Genomic DNA, 17,719 nt, shown 5'->3' with positions numbered 1-17,719 from the left:
GGTTCATGTCCCGGATCCAGGTCACAGACGCGACTGATGTCGATAACGGAGCGGTTGCGGACCTCTGTACGGTTTGGTATGCGCTGGTCAAGCAACTATCTTCCGAGCAGGGTTGCCGTGCATTTCTTCGCGCCTGCGATGAAGTTTGACGGCGGGGAAATGGAAGGGAGTCGCCTTGCTCAGCAAGCGATTCGGCAAGACGGCGATCGGCACGCTGGCCGGCGCCATGCTTATGGCGGCAGCGGCGTGCGGCGGCAGCGGCGGGGGGACCACCGCGAGCACCGCTCCGAGCAGCGGTGCGGCCAGTGAAGCACCCCAGGAGGGCGCGCTCAAGGTCGGCCTCGCTTTCGACGTCGGCGGTCGCGGCGACAAGTCCTTCAACGACGCCGCCTACGCCGGCCTCGAGAAGGCGAAGACCGATCTGAAGGCCGAGATCAAGGAGCTGAGCCCCGCGGGCGACGGCTCCAACCGCGGTGACCTGCTCCGCCAGCTCGCCGACGCCGGCTACAACCCGATCATCGGGGTCGGCTTCGCCTACGGCGAGGACATCAAGAAGGCGGCGACGGAGTACCCCGAGATCCAGTTCGCGGTCGTGGACTCCGCCTCCAACGCGCCGAACGTGACCGGCCTGCTGTTCGCCGAGGAGCAGGGCTCCTACCTGGCGGGCGTCGCCGCGGCGACCAAGGCCAAGAGCGGCCACGTCGGCTTCGTCGGCGGCGTCGAGAACGACCTGATCAAGAAGTTCGAGGCGGGCTTCGTCGCCGGCGTGAAGTCGGTCAAGAAGGACGCCAAGATCGACGTCAAGTACCTCACCCCCGACGGTGACTTCTCCGGCTTCAAGGCCCCCGACAAGGGCAAGGTCGCGGCCGAGAAGATGTTCCAGGACGGCGCGGAGATCGTCTACCACGCCTCCGGCGACTCCGGCCTCGGCGTCTTCCAGGCGGCCGCCGCCGCCAAGAAGAAGGCCATCGGCGTCGACTCCGACCAGCGTCTGACGGTCAAGGAGGCCGACCTGCAGTCGGTCATCATGACCTCGATGATCAAGCGCGTCGACGTCGGCGTGTTCGAGTTCATCAAGGCCTTCCAGGGCGGCGCCAAGGGTGGCAGCAACGTCACCTACGACCTGAAGGTCGACGGCGTGGGCCTGGCCACCACCGGTGGCGAGGTCGACGACATCAAGACCGAGATCGACGCCGCCAGGGAGAAGATTGTCTCCGGCGAAATCCAGGTTCCGTCCAAGCCGTAACCTGGGTAGGAAAATCTCGTTCGAGGGCCCGGGGAGCGGACCCACCGTCCACTCCCCGGGCCTTTGTTCTATCCACCTTGCTCGTTGGAGACCCACATGAGTGCGGAGCGAATCCGGCGCAGTGAGCGAAGTGGGCGGCTGAGGGACGAAGCCGGCCGCGTAGCGAATGAGGAGCGGTGAGCGACCAATGAGCTCGCGAATCCGGCGCAGCGATGAGGAGCGGTGAGCGACCAATGAGTTCCGACACGCTCGCTCCGGCGCAACCCGCCGTCGAGCTGGAGGGCATCACCAAACGTTTCCCGGGCGTCGTCGCCAACCACGACATCCGGATCGCCATCCAACCCGGCACCGTCCACGCCATCTGCGGCGAGAACGGCGCTGGCAAGTCCACCCTGATGAAGATCCTTTACGGCATGCAGAAGCCGGACGAGGGTCAGATCCGGGTGAACGGCACAGACGTGACCTTCCGCTCGCCCAGCGACGCGATCAACGTCGGCATCGGCATGGTCCACCAGCACTTCATGCTGGCCGACAACCTCACCGTGCTGGAGAACATCGTCCTCGGCGCCGAGCCGAGGCGAGCCGGCACCCTCGACGTGGCGCGCGCCCGCAAGCGGATCAAGGAACTGGCCGAGGCCCACGGCCTGCGCGTCGACCCCGACCGCCTGGTCGAGGACCTCGGCGTCGGCGACCGGCAGCGCGTGGAGATCCTCAAGGTCCTCTACCGCGGCGCCCGCATCCTCATCCTCGACGAGCCGACGGCCGTGCTCGTGCCGCAGGAGGTCGAGGAACTCTTCGACAACCTGCGCGAGCTCAAGGCCGAGGGCCTCACCGTCATCTTCATCTCCCACAAGCTCGACGAGGTGCTCGGCATCGCCGACGCGATCACGGTGATCAGGCGCGGCACCACCGTCGCCAGCCTGCCGCGCAGCGAGATCAGCAGCGCCCGCCAGCTCGCCGAGCTCATGGTCGGCAGCGAGCTGCCCACCCCCGAGACCCGTGAGTCCACCGTGACGGAGACCGTCGCGCTGAAGGTCGCCGGCCTGACGATGGAGTCCGACGGCTACCGTCCCGTCCCCAAGGGCACCTCCGTCCGCCTCTACGTCGACAAGCTCAAGGCCGAGGGCAAGCGCCTCCTGCTCGACGACGTCTCCTTCGAGATCCACAAGGGCGAGATCCTCGGCATCGCGGGCGTGGAGGGCAACGGCCAGTCCGAGCTGATCGAGGCCATCATGGGCATCCGCCAGGCGCACGGCGAGATCACCCTGGCCGGCCAGGACATCAGCGCCTGGTCCACGCTCAAACGCCGCGAATCCGGCATCGGCTACATCCCCGAGGACCGCCACCGCCAGGGCCTGCTGCTCGAAGCCTCCCTCTGGGAGAACCGGGTGCTCGGCCACCAGACGCAGAAGCCCGCCAAGAGCGGCATCTGGATCAACCGCCGCGCGGCCAGGGCCGACACGCAGCGCATCATCAAGGAGTACGACGTCCGCACCCCGGGCGCCGACACCCTCGCGCTCGCGCTGTCCGGCGGCAACCAGCAGAAGCTCATCGTCGGGCGCGAGATGAGCGGCAAGCCCGCCTTCCTCATCGCCGCGCACCCCACCAGGGGCGTCGACGTGGGCGCCCAGGCGGCCATCTGGGACCACCTTCGCGACGCCCGTGCCGCCGGCCTCGCCGTACTGCTGATCTCCGCGGACCTCGACGAGCTCATCGGCCTGTCCGACACGCTGAACGTGATCTACCGAGGGCGGCTCGTCGCCCGCCTCGACCCGTCCGACGTCACGCCCGAGCGGCTCGGCGGCTACATGACCGGCGCCATCACCGCCACCGAGGAGATGTGATGCCCGCAGGGCTCTATCGCGCGCTGCTGACGGTGGCGGGTGCGATCGTCGCCATCGTGCTCGCCATCGCGATCTCCAGCGTGGCGATCATCGCGGCCGGCGCGAACCCCGGCGCCGCGTTCGCCGCCTTCTTCAACTTCGGCGAGACGACGCGAGCCGTGGTCAACTCGATCACGACCATGCTCAACCGGGCGGTCCCGCTGTTCATCGCGGGTCTCGCGGTCGCCGTCGGCTTCCGGATGAACCTCTTCAACATCGGTGTGGAAGGCCAGTACCGGATCGCCGCCGTGGTGGCGGCCTTCGTGGGCTCGACGTTCGTGGCGCCCGCCTGGATCCAGATCCCGGTGATCATCGTGGTGGCGGCGGCCGTCGGCGGCCTCTACGCGCTGATCCCGGCGGTGATGAAGGTCGGCCGCGGGGTGAACGAGGTGATCTCCACGATCATGCTCAACTACATCGCGATCAACCTCGCCGCCTTCCTGGTCCGCGGGCCGTTCGTCGGACCGCGGCCGGAGGGGCAGCTCACCATCTCGACGCCGCCGCTGCCCGAGTCGGCCTGGTTCCCCAACCTGAACTTCGTCTTCGAGATGTTCGGCCTGCCCGCCCCCCGCGGCGGCGGCCTGTGGGGCTTCCTCATCGTGGCGATCCTCCTGGGCATCGGCCTGTGGATCGTGCTGGAGCGCACCCGGTTCGGCTTCGACGTCAAGGCCAGCGGCCTGAACGCCTCCGCCGCCCTCGCCTCCGGCGTCAACCCCAAGAAGATGGTCATCTCGGCCATGGTGCTGTCGGGAGCCATCGCCGGGCTCATCGGCCTGCCCGAGATCCTCGGCTCCACACACGCCTACAACACGAACTTCACCCCCGGCCTGGGCTTCCTGGGCATCGCGGTAGCGCTGCTCGGGCGTAACAAACCGGCCGGCATCGCGATCGCGGCGCTGCTGTTCGCCTTCCTCGACCGGGCGCAAGGGCCGTTGCAGTTCGCCAACGTGCCGCCCAGCGTCATCGTCATCATGCAGGGCGTCATCGTCCTCCTGGTGGTCATCTTCAACGAGATCACCGGCCGCATGGCGCTGCGCTCGGAGGAACGGCGAGCCGCCCGCCGGCTCGGCACCGACAAGCCTGTTGAGGTGGCAGCATGACGCGGGTCCGCAAGTACCACCTGGCGCTGATCGGCTTCTCCCTGCTGATCCTCATCGTGTCGGTGGTCCGGGTGATCTCCGGACAGAACGACATCACCTCCTCCGGCACCTTCACGGCGGCGCTGATGCTGTCCGTGCCGATCGGCCTGGCCGGGCTCGGCGGCCTGTGGGCCGAGCGCGCGGGTGTGGTCAACATCGGCCTTGAGGGCATGATGGTGCTCGGGACGTGGTTCGCCGGCTGGGCCGGATACCAGTGGGGCCCGTTCGCGGCGGTGGTGGCCGGTCTCCTCGCCGGTGCTCTGGGCGGTCTCATCCATGCCATCGCGACCGTCGGTTTCGGCGTCGACCACATCATCAGCGGTGTGGCCATCAACCTGGTCGGCCCGGGTATCACGCGCTTCCTGTCGGAGGTCCTCTACAAGGAGGGGACTCCGGCGGCGGAGGCCGGAGCGGGCATCACCACCTCACCGGCGATGTCCGGCGAAGCCTGGCACTTGAGCCTGCCGTGGCTCTCCTCCGGGCCCGACCTGCTCGGGAAGCTGGAGCGGACCCACTGGTTCCTCGTCTCCGACCTGGCGGGCATCCTCGGTGGGCTCACGCGCAACGTGGACGTGCTGGTCATCCTGGCGGTCATTCTGATCCCGCTGACCTTCTTCGTGCTCTGGCACACCGCCTTCGGCCTGCGCCTGCGCTCGGTGGGCGAGAACCCGTGGGCGGCCGAGTCGCTCGGCGTCAACGTCTACGGGTACAAGTACATCGCCGTCGTCATTTCGGGAGCCATGGCCGGCCTCGGCGGCGTCTTCCTCGTCTTCGGCGTCAGCAAATACGTCGAGGGTCAGACGGCGGGCAAGGGCTTCATCGGCCTGGCCGCCATGATCTTCGGAAACTGGCGTCCCGGCGGCCTGGCGCTGGGCGCCTCGCTGTTCGGATACGCCGACGCACTCAAGATCCGCACCGCTGGAGCGGTCACCTCGATCTTCCTGTTCGGTGCGATCCTGCTGCTCTTCTACCTGGGCAACAAGGTCCGCCTGTTGATCCGCCCGGAGCAGCCGGTGGAGCTGGCGGGCAGGACGGCCAAGGATTACACGATCATGGCCGGCGCGGCAGCCGCCGCCGTCATCCTCATCTGGATGTGGATGGTCATCGACCAGCTGCCCAACGAACTCGTCTTCATCACCCCGCACGTCCTCACCCTGCTCGTGCTCCTGGTCGCCTCGCAGCGCCTGCGCATGCCCAAGGCCGACGGCGTGCGGTACCGCCGGGGGGAACAGCACTGATGAACATCGACTGGGACGGTCTGCGCGACGAGGCGCGGGCCGCGATGCGCAACGCCTACGCGCCCTACTCCAAGTTCCCGGTCGGGGCGGCGGCCGTCGTGGACGACGGCCGCGTCGTGACCGGCTGCAACGTCGAGAACGCCTCCTACGGCCTCAGCCTCTGCGCCGAGTGCGGCCTGGTCTCCGCGCTGCACGCCTCGGGCGGCGGCCGGCTCGTGGGCTTCACCTGCGTCGACGGCCACGGCGAACTGCTCATGCCGTGCGGACGCTGCCGTCAGCTCCTGTACGAGTTCGGCGGCGACGACCTCCTGGTCGAAACCCCCGACGGACCCAAGCGCATGGCCGAGGTCCTGCCGTACGCCTTCGGACCCGACGACCTGACCAAGGGAGCCTGATGGACGCCATCGAGGTCATCGTCGCCAAGCGCGACGGCCGCGAGCTGACCACCGCGCAGATCGACTGGGTGATCGACGCCTACACCCGGGGCGAGGTGGCCCACGAGCAGATGTCCGCGCTGGCCATGGCCATCCTGCTCAACGGCATGGACCGCCGCGAGATCGCCGAGTGGACCCAGGCGATGATCCGCTCGGGCGAGCGCATGGACTGGTCGATGCTCGACCGGCCGACCGCCGACAAGCACTCCACCGGCGGCGTCGGCGACAAGATCACGCTGCCGCTGGCGCCCCTGGTGGCCGCCTGCGGCGCGTACGTCCCGCAGCTGTCCGGACGGGGCCTGGGCCACACCGGCGGGACGCTCGACAAGCTGGAGTCGATCGCCGGCTGGCGGGCGTCGTTGTCCAACGAGGAGATGCTGGCCGTCCTGCGCGGCGCGGGCGCGGTCGTCTGCGCCGCCGGTACCGGCCTCGCGCCCGCCGACAAGAAGCTGTACGCCCTGCGTGACGTCACCGGCACGGTCGAGTCGATCCCGCTGATCGCCTCGTCGATCATGTCCAAGAAGATCGCCGAGGGGACGGGCTCGCTGGTCCTCGACGTGAAGGTGGGCTCCGGCGCGTTCATGAAGACGGTGGAGCGTGCCAGGGAGCTCGCCGAGACCATGGTCGCGCTGGGCACCGACGCCGGGGTCCGTACCGTGGCGCTGCTGACCGCCATGGACCGCCCGCTTGGCCTGGCCGTGGGCAACGCTCTGGAGGTCGAGGAGTCGGTCGAGGTCCTGGCGGGCGGCGGCCCGTCCGACGTGGTCGAGCTGACGGTACGGCTGGCCCGCGAGATGCTGGAAGCCGCCGGGATCACCGGCAAGGACCCCGAGCAGGCGCTGAAGGACGGCTCCGCCATGGACGCCTGGCGGCGCATGATCTCCGCCCAGGGCGGCGACCCGGACGCGGTCCTGCCGAGGGCGGCCGAGTCGATGACGGTGGAGGTGCCGGAGTCCGGTGTCCTGACGAGGCTGGACGCGTACGCGGTGGGTCTGGCGGCCTGGCGGCTGGGCGCGGGCCGGGCCCGGCAGGAGGATCCGGTCTCCTTCGGCGCGGGCATCACCCTGCACGCCAAGCCGGGCGACCTGGTCCGGGCGGGACAGCCCCTGATGACGCTGCACGCCGACGAGACGGCCCGCTTCGCCCGCGCCCTGGAGGCGCTGGAGGGCGGCTACGCGGTGGGCGCGTCCGGCGGGGAGCAACTGCCGCTGATCATCGACCGGATCGTGTGACGATCGCACACCGACGGGTGACGGATGCCTCTGGGTTCCGTCACCCGTCGCTCGTTACCGTGGCTCTGACCCTCTCGGCGCACGATGGGAAGGAGCACCATGAGAGCATCCAGCCTGGCCGCGGCCCTGAGCGCGGCGGCGCTCGCCGTCTCGGTGTCCGCCGTGCCGGCGCAGGCGGCCGTCAGCGACGCCGTGTGCTTCAACGGGCAGCGGACCGAGACCGGCGGCGGCTACTACAAGGTGTACGCGGGCGGGTGCGACGGGCACAGCGGCACGACGGTCACGATCCGCTTCGGTCCCGCGGCGGGCGACTACTCGTGCGGGTGGACGTTCGTGTGGAACAGCCAGCTCGGCGCCGAGAACTGCACGCTCGTCTGAGAAATAAGCGAATGGCACCGGGTGTTCACGCTTTCTAGTTAAACTTTCAACTAGAAAGGCCCGGTCATGGCCGTCGAGCACCTGTTCATGCTGATCATGGGCGTCGTCATCGCCACCGCCGTCGCGCTCACCCCGCTGGCCCTGGCCCTGCGGGGCATCAGGAACGGCGAGTGGCCGGTCCTGCACCGCAGGCTGGTCATCTGGCGCGGGTTCATCGTGCGCTGACGCGGTGCTGGCTCGGGCGGATGCCCAGGGTGCGCTTGAAGGCCACGCTGAGCGCGTAGGCGTTGGAGTAGCCGACCTGGCGGGCGATCACGTCCACGGTGTCGTCGGTGCTCGCGAGCAGGTCGGCGGCCTGGCAGATGCGCCACTCGGTGAGGTAGGCCATGGGCGGCTGGCCGACGAGTTCGGTGAAGCGCTGGGCGAAGGTGGCGCGGGAGGCTCCGGAGACGCGGGCCAGGCCCTCGACGGTCCACGGCCGGGCCGGATCCTCGTGGATGGCCCGCAGGGCCCGGCCGATCAGCCGGTCGGAGTGCGCGGCGTACCAGAGAGGGGCCTGTGAGTCCGGCCGGTCGAACCACTCGCGCAGGCTGGAGACGAGCAGCAGGTCCAGCAGGCGGTCGAGCACAGCCTGCTGGCCCGGCTTGTCGCGGCTGATCTCGGCGACGATCATGTCCATGGTCGCGCACCGGCCGTCCCCGGCCGGGACGAGGGCCACGCGGGGCAGGGCGTCGAGCACCCGCTGCGACACGCTGCCCTTCACCTGGAAGGTGCCGGTGAGCAGGACGGTCGAGCCGAGGTCGCCCGCGTAGCCGCACATCGCCAGGCCCCCGGCGTCGCCGCCCTCGGGCGTGGTGCACACCTCGGCGTTGTGGATGACGGCCATGGGCGCGGTCTCGGGACGGTCGGCCACCGTGTACGGGCCGGGGCCGCGCACGACCGCCACGTCCTGGGTGCCCAGCCGGACCGGCGAACCGCCCTCGGGCGTCACCCAGGCCTCGCCGCTGAGCATCGTCAGCAGCGTGAGCGGCGTCCAGTCCAGGAAGCGCAGCGCCCACGGAGCCCGCACGTACGACTGGTCGAACAGTGCCCCCGCGGGACGGACATCGTGCAGCAGGCTCGACAGCGCGTCTTCCATAGGACCGAGTCTAGACGCTCGAACATCTTTCCCGGACTCCCAGCCATTCAGAGTCCGAGGAAGGTCGGGTTGACTGGAAGTCATGGCAGAGATCTTGGTAGTGGGCGGCACCGGCAAGACCGGCCGCAGGGTGGTCGCGCGCCTGCGTGAGCAGGGCTTCAGTCCCAGGGCGGCCTCCCGCTCGGGAAAGTGGCGCTTCGACTGGCAGGACGAGACGACCTGGGACGCGGCCGTCTCGGGCATACGCGCGGCCTACCTGGTCGACGCGCAGACCGGAGACGCGGCGGCGTTGACGGAGCCGGGGCACGCCGGGCAGATCTACGACCTGTCCGGGCCCGAGGCGATCACCTGGGGGGAGGCGGTGGCGGAGATCGCGCGGGCGGCCGGCCGTACCATCGGCTTCAGGTCTGTGGACGGCGAGGAGATGCGGCGGCGGCTCGTCGCGCGCGGATACTCCGCGGACTACGCGGCCGGTGTGGAGAGCCTCTTCGAGCACATCAGGCTCGGCCGGGGCGCGGCGGTGTCCGACGGCGTACGGCGGGTGCTCGGCCGTGAGCCGGGGACCTTCCGCGCCTACGCCGAGCGGACCGCGTGGGGGAGCAGCGCCTAGGAGACCGGAACCGGGGTGTCGGCGAAGATGTCCCGGAGCACCGCGCGATGGGTGGGCAGGGCCTCGGCGTGCCGCCGGCGGCCCTCATCCGTGATCATCACGAAGACGCCCCGCCGGTCGACGTCGCAGACGAGCCTGGTGACCAGATCGGCCTTCTCCAGGCGGGCGATCACGCGGGAGAGCGCGCTCTGGCTGAGGTGGACCTCGCCGCAGAGCGCCTGCACGCGCAGCTTGTCGTCGTGGCCGATCATCCGGTCGAGCACCTCGAACTCACTGGCGCCCAGGTCGTGCTTCTCGCCCAGCTCGCGCTCCAGCGAGCACATGGCCTTCGCGTGCTTGGCCAGGACGTAGTGCCAGGTCCCGACCACGAACTCCTCGTCCATGACGCGGAGGTTACCATCCCGATAAATCTCATGCAACGGAATTAAATGCTGTTGCATTTGATGCGCTTGCATGTAATGTTCCATCCCATGTCCACTTCCTCTTCCCGTTGGGGCGCGCTCGTCGTGCTCTGCGCAGTGATTTTCCTCGACGCCCTTGACGTGTCGATGGTCGGCGTCGCGCTGCCCGCCATCCAGCACGACCTGGGGCTCTCTACTTCTTCTCTGCAATGGGTTGTCAGCGGATACGTGCTCGGATACGGCGGTCTTCTGCTCCTTGGCGGCAGGACGGCTGACCTGCTCGGGCGACGCAGGGTGTTCCTGGTCGCTCTGGGCGTCTTCGCGGTGGCCTCCCTTCTGGGTGGCATCGTCGACGACGGCGCCCTGCTGATCGCCGCCCGTTTCGTCAAGGGCGTGAGCGCGGCGTTCACCGCGCCCGCCGCGTTGTCGATCATCACCACGACGTTCCCCGAGGGGCCGAAGCGCAACAAGGCGCTGAGCGTGTTCACCGCCTCCGGCGCCAGCGGCTTCTCCCTCGGCCTCGTGCTGTCCGGGGTGCTGACCCAGCTGGGCTGGCGCTGGACCTTCCTGATGCCGGTGCCGGTCGCGATCATCGCGCTGATCGCCGCGCTGAAGGTGCTGCCCAAGATCAAGGAGGAGCGGGCAGAGGGCGGCCACGACCTGATCGGCGCCGTGCTGATCACCGCCTCCATGCTGCTGCTCGTCTTCACCGTGGTGCAGGCCCCCGAGGTCGGATGGACCTCGCTGCGCACCCTCGGCTCGCTCGCCGCGGCCGCCGTGCTGCTCGGACTGTTCGTCTTCGCCGAACTGCGGATGAAGCACCCGCTGGTACGGCTCGGCATCCTGCGCTCCGGCCCCATCGTCAGGGCCAACCTCGGACTGGTGATCCTGTTCGGCTCCTACGTCGGCTTCCAGTTCGTCGCCATGCAGTACTTCCAGAACCTGCTCAAGTGGTCGGCCATGGAGACCGCGCTGGCCTTCCTGCCCGCCGGAATCCTGGTCGCGCTGACCTCCACCAAGATGGGCGACTTCGCCGACCGCTTCGGCACCGCCCGCCTGATCACGATCGGCTCGGCCGCGCTGGCCGCCGGATACGCCTTCTTCTTCGTCGGCATCTCCACCGCGCCCAGCGTGCTCGGGATGGTGCTGCCCGGCATGGTCCTGCTCGGCATCGCGTTCGCGCTGTCGTTCCCGTCGCTCAACATCCAGGCGACGAACGGCGTCCACGACGACGAGCAAGGGCTGGCCTCCGGCCTGCTCAACACCTCCGGCCAGGTCGGTGGCGCGGTCGTGCTCGCCGTGGTCACCGCGGTGCTCACCTCCGGCGGCACCCTGTCGATCGAGGCGCTGCGCGGCGGGATCGTGGTCTCGCTCATCCTGGGCGTGGTCGGGCTCGGCATCGCGCTGACCGGCCTGCGCTTCCGCTCGGCAGCCGCGGTCAAGGCCGACGAGACCAAGGTGTACGAGACGGTCTGACCCAGTTCGTGAAGGGCCCCGCCGGGTGCGGGGCCCTTTCGCTGGGCATACACGGGGTATGCGGCCCACACGCAGCCTCACGGTCCTGCTGTGCCTCGCCGTACTGTGTGGATGCGGTACGGCCCGCACCGGCGGCACCACGGCCACGGCCAGTCCACCGACCGGCGCGCCCACCACCGGCGCGCCGCCCGCCTCCCCGCGGGAGCCCGCCCCGACCGGCACCGCGGAGATCGACGTCGACCGCACCGGCGGCGAGGCCGCCATCGTGTACGGCGTCCGCTACGCCACCCACCCGAACTTCGACCGCGTGGTCGTCGACTTCAAGGGGGAGATACCCGGATACACGGTCACCTGGGTGGACGAACTCGTCGAGGACGGCTCCGGCAAGCCGATCGACGTCCAGGGCGGCGCGTACCTGCAGATGGTCCTCACCCCGGCCGACGCGCACACGGCCAAGGGCAAGCCCACCTGGATCGGCGGCCCGATCTTCCAGGCCGACCTCGCCAACGTCAGCAGCGTGGTCAGGACCGGCGACTTCGAGGGACGCGTGGGGGTGGGCATCGTGCTCGACCGGCGCGCCGCGTTCGACGTCACCGAGCAGCACCGGCCGAACCGGCTCGTCATCGACGTGGCACACTGACCTCCGTGGTCAGAAAGATCGAAGGGGCGACCCGGATTCCGGTGCCCGGCGGCAAGGTCATCGACGAGCACGTCGGCCGCGTGAACAGCGGCGACGAGGCGATCTCCATCGCCCACATGGTGGCGCCGCCCGGCTGGGACGAGCCCGCCCAGACGCCCGAGTTCACCGAGTACACCGTGGTCCTGCGCGGCACCGTCCTCGTCGAGCACGCGGAGGGCACCACCGAGGTGCACGCGGGCCAGTCGATCGTGACGGAGGCGGGGGAGAAGGTCCGCTACAGCTGCGGGCCGGAGGGCGCCGAGTACGTGGCCGTCTGCCTGCCCGCCTTCTCGCCCGACGCGGCGCGCCGCGACTAGCGCCCGCTACATCCGATGTAGCGCCTCCCGAGTGAGAAGGAACAGCTCACCAGGAGGACACCATGACCATTCTCGTGACCGGCGCCACCGGCTCCGTGGGCCGCCACATCGTCGCCCAGCTGGTCGAGCGGGGCGAGCGCGTACGCGCCCTGACCCGCGACCCGTCCCGCGCGAACTTCCCCGCGGGCGTCGAGGTGGCCGCCGGAGACCTCCAGGTCATCGAGTCGCTGGCACCGGCGTTCGACGGCGTCACCGCCCTGCACCTCATCACCGTGGGCGGCGAGGGCCTGCCCCTGCTGCCCAACGGCAAGGAGATCGTCGCGCTGGCCGCCAAGGCCGGGGTCGAACGCGTCTCGGTGCTGAGCAGCTGGGACGAGGGCAGCGTCGAGGCGGCCCTGCGCGAGAGCTCGCTGGCCTGGACGCAGTTGCAGGGCGTGGAGTTCATGGCGAACGCCTTCGACTGGCAGGCCGAGGCGCGCGCCGAGGGCGTGGTCCGGGTCTTCGGCGACCACCCGGGCGCCTTGGTGCACGAGGCCGACATCGCCGCGGTGGCCGTCGCCGCCCTGACCTCCGCCGGGCACGAGGGCCGCACGTACCTGCTCACCGGTCCCGAGCTCACCACCCCCTCGGAGCGGGTACGGCTGCTCGCCGAGGCCAGCGGGCACGACATCCGCTTCGAACCGCTGACCGAGGCGCAGCTTCGGGAACGCATGGGTGCCTGGGGGGTGGACGAGGAGACGATCGAGTTCGCGGTCATGCTCGGCACCAACCCGCCGGCCGCCGGTTCCACGATCCTGCCCACGGTAGAACAGGTAACCGGCCGCCCCGCCCGCACCTTCGCCCAGTGGGCCCGGGAAAACGCCGCCGCCTTCCGCCCCTAACCGCGCTCCAACACCCTGGGTTTTCGGGGTTGGGGTTACCAGGTCCAGGTGATGGGGTCGGGGGGCTGGTAGCGGCAGGTGGTGCCGGTGGAGATGCTGGCGCGGAGGTGGGTGGCCAGGTCGGGGTGGCGGTCGTCGAGTTGGCGTAGCGTGTTGCGGATGCGGTTGGTGACGGCCTTGCGGGCACGTTCCGCCTCGTCGCCCAACCGGCGGGTGCGTCCGCCCAGCCCCGCGGCCTTGCGGAGTTCGGACAGGAGCGCCTGGCGTTCGGCGTCGAGGGCGGCGACCTGCTGGTCGTTGCCGCGCACGGCCGCCCGGTCGATCTCGTCGTCCAGGAGCTCCAGCCGCCGCCGGTACTGGGCCTTGGCCTCGTCGTCCAGGATCGCGTCGCCGCCCATGCGCCGCGCGGCCACCGCCTCGGCCCCGCCCGCCGGGTTCAGCAGTTCCACGGCGGAGATGTCGGTGCCAGGACTGCCCATCAGGGTCCTCAGGTCGCGCAGGCCCTTGGCGTCGGGCAGGTGGGCGGTGCGTCCGGCGAAGGTCAGGGTCCACACGTCGCCGTCCAGCCGGAAGACGCTGGCCGCGCGCTGCGGCAGCCGTACCCGCATCCCCAGCTCTTCGGCCTCGCGGGCGACGTCGGCGAGCAGCGGTCCCGGGTCCTCGCCGGCGGCGAGGAGGACTTCGGCCAGGTGCGCGCGGGACATCAGCGACCACGGGCGGGCTCCCAGCCGGTCGGCGGCGCGGTAGGCGGCGGTGAAGCCGTCGGCGGCGGCGCGCCAGCGGCCCTGGGCCGCGTCGAGCACCGCCGCCCAGTGCTCGAACGGACCGTCCACGACGATGGTCGAGGTCACCGCCCACTGCCCGAGGTGGGGGGCGATGGCCTCACGGGCGTTCTGGCAGAGTTCGGGGTCCTTGGACAGCGCCGCCGCCTGCGCCTGGAAGCGGAGCCAGAGCGGCGCCATCCAGGTCAGCAGGTCCTCGCCGCCGGCCATGAGCCGGGTCAGGTGGTTCAGCGCGCCGCGGGCGTCGCCGCGCTCGGCGGCCGTGACGCCCGCGAAGATGGGCAGGTTGGGGCTGCCGGCGGCACGCATCTCGGCCAGCAGCGCGTCGGCCTCCTCGAAGCGGCCCTGGAGCAGGGCGGCCGACAGCAACTGGGTCCAGCGCAGTTCGGCGCCGCTGACGTAGGGCTGCTCGCCGAGTTCGCGGGTGGTCTCCGACAGTGCCCTGGCCTCGTCGAAGCGGCCTTGGAGCAGCGCGTGCCTGGTCCTGATCACCATGGCCTCGTGCTCGAACAGCGGCAGCCCCGAGCGCTCGGCCTGCCGGATGAAGTCCTGGTCGGCGGCGGTGTGGGCAGGGTCGCCGAGTTCGAGCAGCGCGCCGGCCCGCCAGGACAGGGCGTGGAGCAGGTGCTGGGTGTCGTTCGCCCTGGTGGCGACCTCGGCCAGTTCCTCCGCGAGCACGACCCGCTCCTCGGCAGTGCCCGGCCGCCAGATGGCCGACAGCCGGGCCAGCAGCGTGAACCCCAGCGCCTGGTCGTCACCCGCGTGCCTGGCCCGGTCGGCGGCCGCGCCGCTCAGCTGCTCACCCACGTCGTCCGCGGCCGCGGCCTCACCGCGCACCAGCCGCCGGTGCGCCTCGCGCACGAAGTCGGGGAAGCCGAGGTGGTACAGCTTGAGCGCCGCGTGCGCGAGCAGCCCGGGGTCGTCGAGCTCGCGGGCCGCCGCGATGGCCGCCTCGATCGCGCGCCCGCCCTCCTCGTGCTCGCCGATCCGCTGCAGCGTCAGTCCGAGGTCGAGCTCGATCCCGGTACGGCGGGCCCGCTCCAGCCCGGGTACCACCTCCAACGCCCGCCGGTAGTGCCCCACGGCCTCCTCGTCGGCCAGCCGCGCCTCGGCGTCCTGGGCGGCGGCCAGCAGAAGGGCGGGCGCCTCCGGCACGGCGGCCAGGTACGCGTGGTGGGCCAGAGAAGCGGGATAGGCCGCCGTGGAGCCGAGCGCGCCCAGCGCCGCCGCGTGCCCCGCCCGCCTGCCCGCCGCGTCCAGCTCCGCGTAAAGCGTCTCGCGCACCAGATCGTGCACGAACGTGTGCCGTCCCTCTCCCGCGGGCGCGACCAGCTTGGCCGCCACCGCCTGCCCCAGCGGTACGGCCACGCCCCGCCCCACGCTCGCCCCCAGCACCTCGTCGGCGAACTCCCGCCCCAGCACCGCCGCGGCCCGCAGCGTCTCGCGCACCTCGCCCGACAGCCGGGACAGGCGGCGTTCGACGGCCGCGCGCACCTCGGCCGGGATCGTGTCCAGCGGGCTGCCGCCCTGCCACAGCCGGGCGGCCTGCTCGACGAAGAACGGGTTGCCGCCGGTACGCCGGTGGATCTCGGTCACCAGCTCGTCGTCCGGCCGCAGGCCGGTGGTCTGGGCGACCAGCTCGCCGACCTCCTCGCGGCCGAGGCCGGACAGGGCCAGCGTGGTCGCCTTCAGCTCCGGTGGCAGCTCCGCCTCGCCCTCCCGGTAGGTGCCGATCACCAGGATGCGTTCGAACCAGGCGTGCCGTACCACGAACTCCAGGAGTTTGAGCGAGGCGGCGTCGGCCCAGTGGAGGTCCTCCAGCACGATCACGACGGGCCGCTCGCGGGAGAGGGCGACCAGCAGGGCGGTCACCGCGTCGTACAGCTCGAAGGGGGTGCGCGCGGACTCGAAGACGTCGGCGGCGGGGTTCAGCCTGCGCACGACCTGCACCCACGGCCAGTAGCCCGGGGCGCCCTCGCCCTCCCAGCAGGCGGCGCTCAGCACCTGGGCGCCGGCGGCCACGGCGTGCCCGGCCGCCTCGGCGACCAGCGTGCTCTTGCCGACGCCCGCCTCGCCGGTCACCAGCACCAGCGAGCCGTGGCTGGTGAGCGCGCGTCCGACCTCGCCGCGCAGAATCGCGGCGGGGTGTTCTCGTCCGATGAGGATGGCCATCAAGGCACATTATGATGGCGAGATGAGCCAGCAGCCGACCCCAGACGAGATCAGGCGTGCGCCGAAAGTCCTGCTCCATGACCATCTCGACGGCGGTCTGCGGGCCGAGACGATCGTCGATCTGGCCCGCGAGTCCGGCTACGACCGGCTGCCCACCAACGACCCGGCGAACCTGCGCGAATGGTTCCAGGAAGCGTCCGACTCCGGCTCGCTCGTACGCTACCTGGAGACCTTCGACCACACGGTCGGCGTCATGCAGTCGCGCGAGTCGCTGATCCGCGTGGCCGCCGAGTGCGCCGAGGACCTGGCCGCCGACGGCGTCGTCTACGCCGAGGTGCGCTACGCCCCCGAGCAGCACACCACCACCGGGCTCAGCCTCGACCAGGTCGTCGAGGCGGTCCTGGAGGGCTTCCGCCAGGGCTCGGAGGGGCGCGGCATCAAGGTCGGCACGCTGCTGACGGCCATGCGCCACCAGGCCCGCTCGATGGAGATCGCGGAACTGGCCGTGCGCTACCGCGACGTCGGCGTGGTCGGCTTCGACATCGCCGGGGCCGAGGCCGGGTACCCGCCCACCCGCCACCTGGACGCGTTCGAGTATCTGCAGCGGGAGAACGCGCACTTCACCATCCACGCGGGCGAGGCGTTCGGGCTGCCGTCGATCTGGCAGGCGATCCAGTGGTGCGGCGCCGACCGGCTCGGCCACGGCGTCCGCATCATCGACGACATCACCGTGGCCGGCGACGGTTCCGCCAAGCTCGGCCGGCTGGCCGCGTACGTGCGTGACAAGCGCATCCCGCTGGAGATGTGCCCCACCTCCAACCTGCAGACCGGCGCCGCCGCCTCCATCGCCGACCACCCGATCGGGCTGCTGCGCCGCCTGCACTTCCGGGTCACGGTCAACACCGACAACCGGCTCATGAGCCGTACCAGCGTCTCGGAGGAGTTCGCCAAGCTGGCCGAGGCGTTCGGCTACGGCTGGGATGACCTGCAGTGGTTCACGGTGAACGCGATGAAGTCGGCGTTCATCCCCTTCGACGAACGGCTCGCGCTCATCAACGGTGTGATCAAACCGGGGTTCGCGCAGCTCAAGTGGCAGTCATGAAACAGGCCTTCCGCTCCAAGTTCGCCTATGTGCTCGGGTGGGTGTGGGTGGTGTTCGTCGCCGCCAACGCCGTCGACCTGGTTCTGCGCTACTCGGGCAAGTCCTCGATGGTCGCCGGGGCGGTGCTGGGCGTGCTGACCGCGCTCATCTACCTCATCGCGCTGCGCCCGGTCACGCTGCTGCAGGAGCGGACGCTGACCGTCCGCAACCCGTTCCGCACGACCGTGATGCCGTGGGCGTCCGTCGGCGACGTGACCGTCTCCCACGCCATCACCGTCGCCCAGGCCGAGGGCGAGGAGTCCGTGCGGCTCTGGACTCCGACCGCGACCGCCCGCGAACGCGCCAAGGCCCAGGGCCGGGGCATGGCTCCGGCCAGGCGCGGCCGGCTCAGGACCGAGCCGACCGTGACCAAGGCCGAGCAGGCGGCACAGGAGGCGTTCGCCGGGAAGACCCACGCCGACTGGGTGGGCGACCAGATCACCGAGCGCGCCGAGGCGGCCCGCCGCCGCAAGGAGGAGGCGGGCCCGGTGACCACCACGTGGGCGGTCGACTCCCTCGTGGTCGTCGGCGTCGCGCTGGCCCTGGTGGTGGCCGCCCTGCTCGTCCCCTGA

18 protein-coding genes are annotated in these 17,719 nt (G+C 70.6%); 15 read left to right on the top strand and 3 right to left on the bottom strand.

The genetic code is table 11. The features are described 5' to 3' along the window. Positions 1–175 precede the first annotated feature (175 nt). From ACFWYW_RS13565 to ACFWYW_RS13530, 8 genes are all read left to right on the top strand, one after another. Complete coding sequence (locus ACFWYW_RS13565; protein ID WP_379610038.1) at positions 176–1,246, top strand: BMP family protein; 1,071 nt, start codon at positions 176–178, stop codon at positions 1,244–1,246. Positions 1,247–1,479: 233 nt separating this feature from the next. Next, positions 1,480–3,090 (top strand): ABC transporter ATP-binding protein, encoded by a 1,611-nt coding sequence (locus ACFWYW_RS13560; protein ID WP_379610037.1) that lies wholly within the window; start codon positions 1,480–1,482, stop codon positions 3,088–3,090. Continuing rightward, complete coding sequence (locus ACFWYW_RS13555) at positions 3,090–4,229, top strand: ABC transporter permease (RefSeq protein ID WP_379610036.1); 1,140 nt, start codon at positions 3,090–3,092, stop codon at positions 4,227–4,229. Before ACFWYW_RS13560 ends, ACFWYW_RS13555 begins: the two co-directional genes overlap by 1 nt. Beyond that, a complete protein-coding gene (locus tag ACFWYW_RS13550) occupies positions 4,226–5,506 on the top strand; it encodes an ABC transporter permease (RefSeq protein ID WP_379610035.1) in 1,281 nt (426 codons plus the stop codon). Before ACFWYW_RS13555 ends, ACFWYW_RS13550 begins: the two co-directional genes overlap by 4 nt. After that, complete coding sequence (locus tag ACFWYW_RS13545; RefSeq protein ID WP_379631004.1) at positions 5,506–5,901, top strand: cytidine deaminase; 396 nt, start codon at positions 5,506–5,508, stop codon at positions 5,899–5,901. Before ACFWYW_RS13550 ends, ACFWYW_RS13545 begins: the two co-directional genes overlap by 1 nt. Beyond that, positions 5,901–7,172, top strand: a complete 1,272-nt coding sequence (locus ACFWYW_RS13540; RefSeq protein WP_379610033.1) for a thymidine phosphorylase — start codon at positions 5,901–5,903, stop codon at positions 7,170–7,172. The genes ACFWYW_RS13545 and ACFWYW_RS13540 overlap by 1 nt, the downstream gene beginning before the upstream one ends. A 99-nt stretch (positions 7,173–7,271) precedes the next feature. After that, positions 7,272–7,550, top strand: a complete 279-nt coding sequence (locus ACFWYW_RS13535) for a hypothetical protein (protein ID WP_379610032.1) — start codon at positions 7,272–7,274, stop codon at positions 7,548–7,550. 66 nt (positions 7,551–7,616) lie between these two features. Further along, positions 7,617–7,775, top strand: a complete 159-nt coding sequence (locus ACFWYW_RS13530) for a hypothetical protein (protein WP_379610031.1) — start codon at positions 7,617–7,619, stop codon at positions 7,773–7,775. On the opposite strand, the gene ACFWYW_RS13525 is transcribed toward ACFWYW_RS13530, so the two are convergent. Further along, a complete protein-coding gene (locus tag ACFWYW_RS13525) occupies positions 7,762–8,688 on the bottom strand; it encodes a cupin domain-containing protein (RefSeq protein ID WP_379610030.1) in 927 nt (308 codons plus the stop codon). The genes ACFWYW_RS13530 and ACFWYW_RS13525 overlap by 14 nt on opposite strands. Before the next feature lie 82 nt (positions 8,689–8,770). Between ACFWYW_RS13525 and ACFWYW_RS13520 the strand changes: the two genes are divergently transcribed. Further along, the gene (locus ACFWYW_RS13520; RefSeq protein WP_379610029.1) at positions 8,771–9,298 is read left to right on the top strand and encodes a hypothetical protein; all 528 of its coding nucleotides are present in this window, start codon (positions 8,771–8,773) and stop codon (positions 9,296–9,298) included. Here the strand turns inward: ACFWYW_RS13520 and ACFWYW_RS13515 are convergent. Beyond that, positions 9,295–9,681, bottom strand: coding sequence for a MarR family winged helix-turn-helix transcriptional regulator (locus ACFWYW_RS13515; protein WP_379610028.1), 387 nt, complete (start codon positions 9,679–9,681; stop codon positions 9,295–9,297). The genes ACFWYW_RS13520 and ACFWYW_RS13515 overlap by 4 nt on opposite strands. An 87-nt stretch (positions 9,682–9,768) precedes the next feature. Here ACFWYW_RS13515 and ACFWYW_RS13510 point away from each other — a divergent pair, with 87 nt between their 5' ends. From ACFWYW_RS13510 to ACFWYW_RS13495, 4 genes are all read left to right on the top strand, one after another. Then, entirely contained in the window at positions 9,769–11,175 is a 1,407-nt protein-coding gene (locus ACFWYW_RS13510) for an MFS transporter (protein WP_379610027.1), read from the top strand. A gap of 58 nt (positions 11,176–11,233) precedes the next feature. Beyond that, positions 11,234–11,815 (top strand): hypothetical protein, encoded by a 582-nt coding sequence (locus tag ACFWYW_RS13505; protein ID WP_379610026.1) that lies wholly within the window; start codon positions 11,234–11,236, stop codon positions 11,813–11,815. A 5-nt stretch (positions 11,816–11,820) separates the two neighbouring features. Next, positions 11,821–12,171 carry a cupin domain-containing protein gene (locus ACFWYW_RS13500; RefSeq protein WP_379610025.1) on the top strand — a complete coding sequence of 117 codons (351 nt, stop codon included), beginning with the start codon at positions 11,821–11,823 and terminating at the stop codon, positions 12,169–12,171. A gap of 62 nt (positions 12,172–12,233) precedes the next feature. Beyond that, positions 12,234–13,052: an NAD(P)H-binding protein gene (locus ACFWYW_RS13495; RefSeq protein WP_379610024.1), complete on the top strand. Its 819-nt coding sequence runs from the start codon at positions 12,234–12,236 to the stop codon at positions 13,050–13,052. Positions 13,053–13,087: 35 nt separating this feature from the next. Here ACFWYW_RS13495 and ACFWYW_RS13490 read toward each other — a convergent pair whose 3' ends face one another. Beyond that, positions 13,088–16,006, bottom strand: a complete 2,919-nt coding sequence (locus ACFWYW_RS13490) for an ATP-binding protein (protein ID WP_379630998.1) — start codon at positions 16,004–16,006, stop codon at positions 13,088–13,090. A 22-nt stretch (positions 16,007–16,028) separates the two neighbouring features. On the opposite strand from ACFWYW_RS13490, the gene ACFWYW_RS13485 reads away from it, so the two are divergent. Further along, positions 16,029–17,108 carry an adenosine deaminase gene (locus ACFWYW_RS13485; RefSeq protein ID WP_379610021.1) on the top strand — a complete coding sequence of 360 codons (1,080 nt, stop codon included), beginning with the start codon at positions 16,029–16,031 and terminating at the stop codon, positions 17,106–17,108. Continuing rightward, positions 17,105–17,719 (top strand): PH domain-containing protein, encoded by a 615-nt coding sequence (locus tag ACFWYW_RS13480; protein WP_379610020.1) that lies wholly within the window; start codon positions 17,105–17,107, stop codon positions 17,717–17,719. The genes ACFWYW_RS13485 and ACFWYW_RS13480 overlap by 4 nt, the downstream gene beginning before the upstream one ends.

The sequence above is a fragment of the Nonomuraea sp. NPDC059023 genome, from assembly GCF_042740095.1.
Lineage (GTDB): Bacteria > Actinomycetota > Actinomycetes > Streptosporangiales > Streptosporangiaceae > Nonomuraea.
This window is presented reverse-complemented; position numbering and strand designations above follow the sequence as displayed.

Bases quoted from the DNA above. Each gene is read 5' to 3' on its own strand.
- ACFWYW_RS13560 (WP_379610037.1), top strand. From the start codon at position 1,480: ATGAGTTCCGACACGCTCGCTCCGGCGCAACCCGCCGTCGAGCTGGAG.
- ACFWYW_RS13555 (WP_379610036.1), top strand. From the start codon at position 3,090: ATGCCCGCAGGGCTCTATCGCGCGCTGCTGACGGTGGCGGGTGCGATC.
- ACFWYW_RS13550 (WP_379610035.1), top strand. From the start codon at position 4,226: ATGACGCGGGTCCGCAAGTACCACCTGGCGCTGATCGGCTTCTCCCTG.
- ACFWYW_RS13545 (WP_379631004.1), top strand. From the start codon at position 5,506: ATGAACATCGACTGGGACGGTCTGCGCGACGAGGCGCGGGCCGCGATG.
- ACFWYW_RS13540 (WP_379610033.1), top strand. From the start codon at position 5,901: ATGGACGCCATCGAGGTCATCGTCGCCAAGCGCGACGGCCGCGAGCTG.
- ACFWYW_RS13535 (WP_379610032.1), top strand. From the start codon at position 7,272: ATGAGAGCATCCAGCCTGGCCGCGGCCCTGAGCGCGGCGGCGCTCGCC.
- ACFWYW_RS13530 (WP_379610031.1), top strand. From the start codon at position 7,617: ATGGCCGTCGAGCACCTGTTCATGCTGATCATGGGCGTCGTCATCGCC.
- ACFWYW_RS13525 (WP_379610030.1), bottom strand. From the start codon at position 8,688: ATGGAAGACGCGCTGTCGAGCCTGCTGCACGATGTCCGTCCCGCGGGG.
- ACFWYW_RS13520 (WP_379610029.1), top strand. From the start codon at position 8,771: ATGGCAGAGATCTTGGTAGTGGGCGGCACCGGCAAGACCGGCCGCAGG.
- ACFWYW_RS13515 (WP_379610028.1), bottom strand. From the start codon at position 9,681: ATGGACGAGGAGTTCGTGGTCGGGACCTGGCACTACGTCCTGGCCAAG.
- ACFWYW_RS13510 (WP_379610027.1), top strand. From the start codon at position 9,769: ATGTCCACTTCCTCTTCCCGTTGGGGCGCGCTCGTCGTGCTCTGCGCA.
- ACFWYW_RS13505 (WP_379610026.1), top strand. From the start codon at position 11,234: ATGCGGCCCACACGCAGCCTCACGGTCCTGCTGTGCCTCGCCGTACTG.
- ACFWYW_RS13495 (WP_379610024.1), top strand. From the start codon at position 12,234: ATGACCATTCTCGTGACCGGCGCCACCGGCTCCGTGGGCCGCCACATC.
- ACFWYW_RS13490 (WP_379630998.1), bottom strand. From the start codon at position 16,006: ATGGCCATCCTCATCGGACGAGAACACCCCGCCGCGATTCTGCGCGGC.
- ACFWYW_RS13485 (WP_379610021.1), top strand. From the start codon at position 16,029: ATGAGCCAGCAGCCGACCCCAGACGAGATCAGGCGTGCGCCGAAAGTC.
- ACFWYW_RS13480 (WP_379610020.1), top strand. From the start codon at position 17,105: ATGAAACAGGCCTTCCGCTCCAAGTTCGCCTATGTGCTCGGGTGGGTG.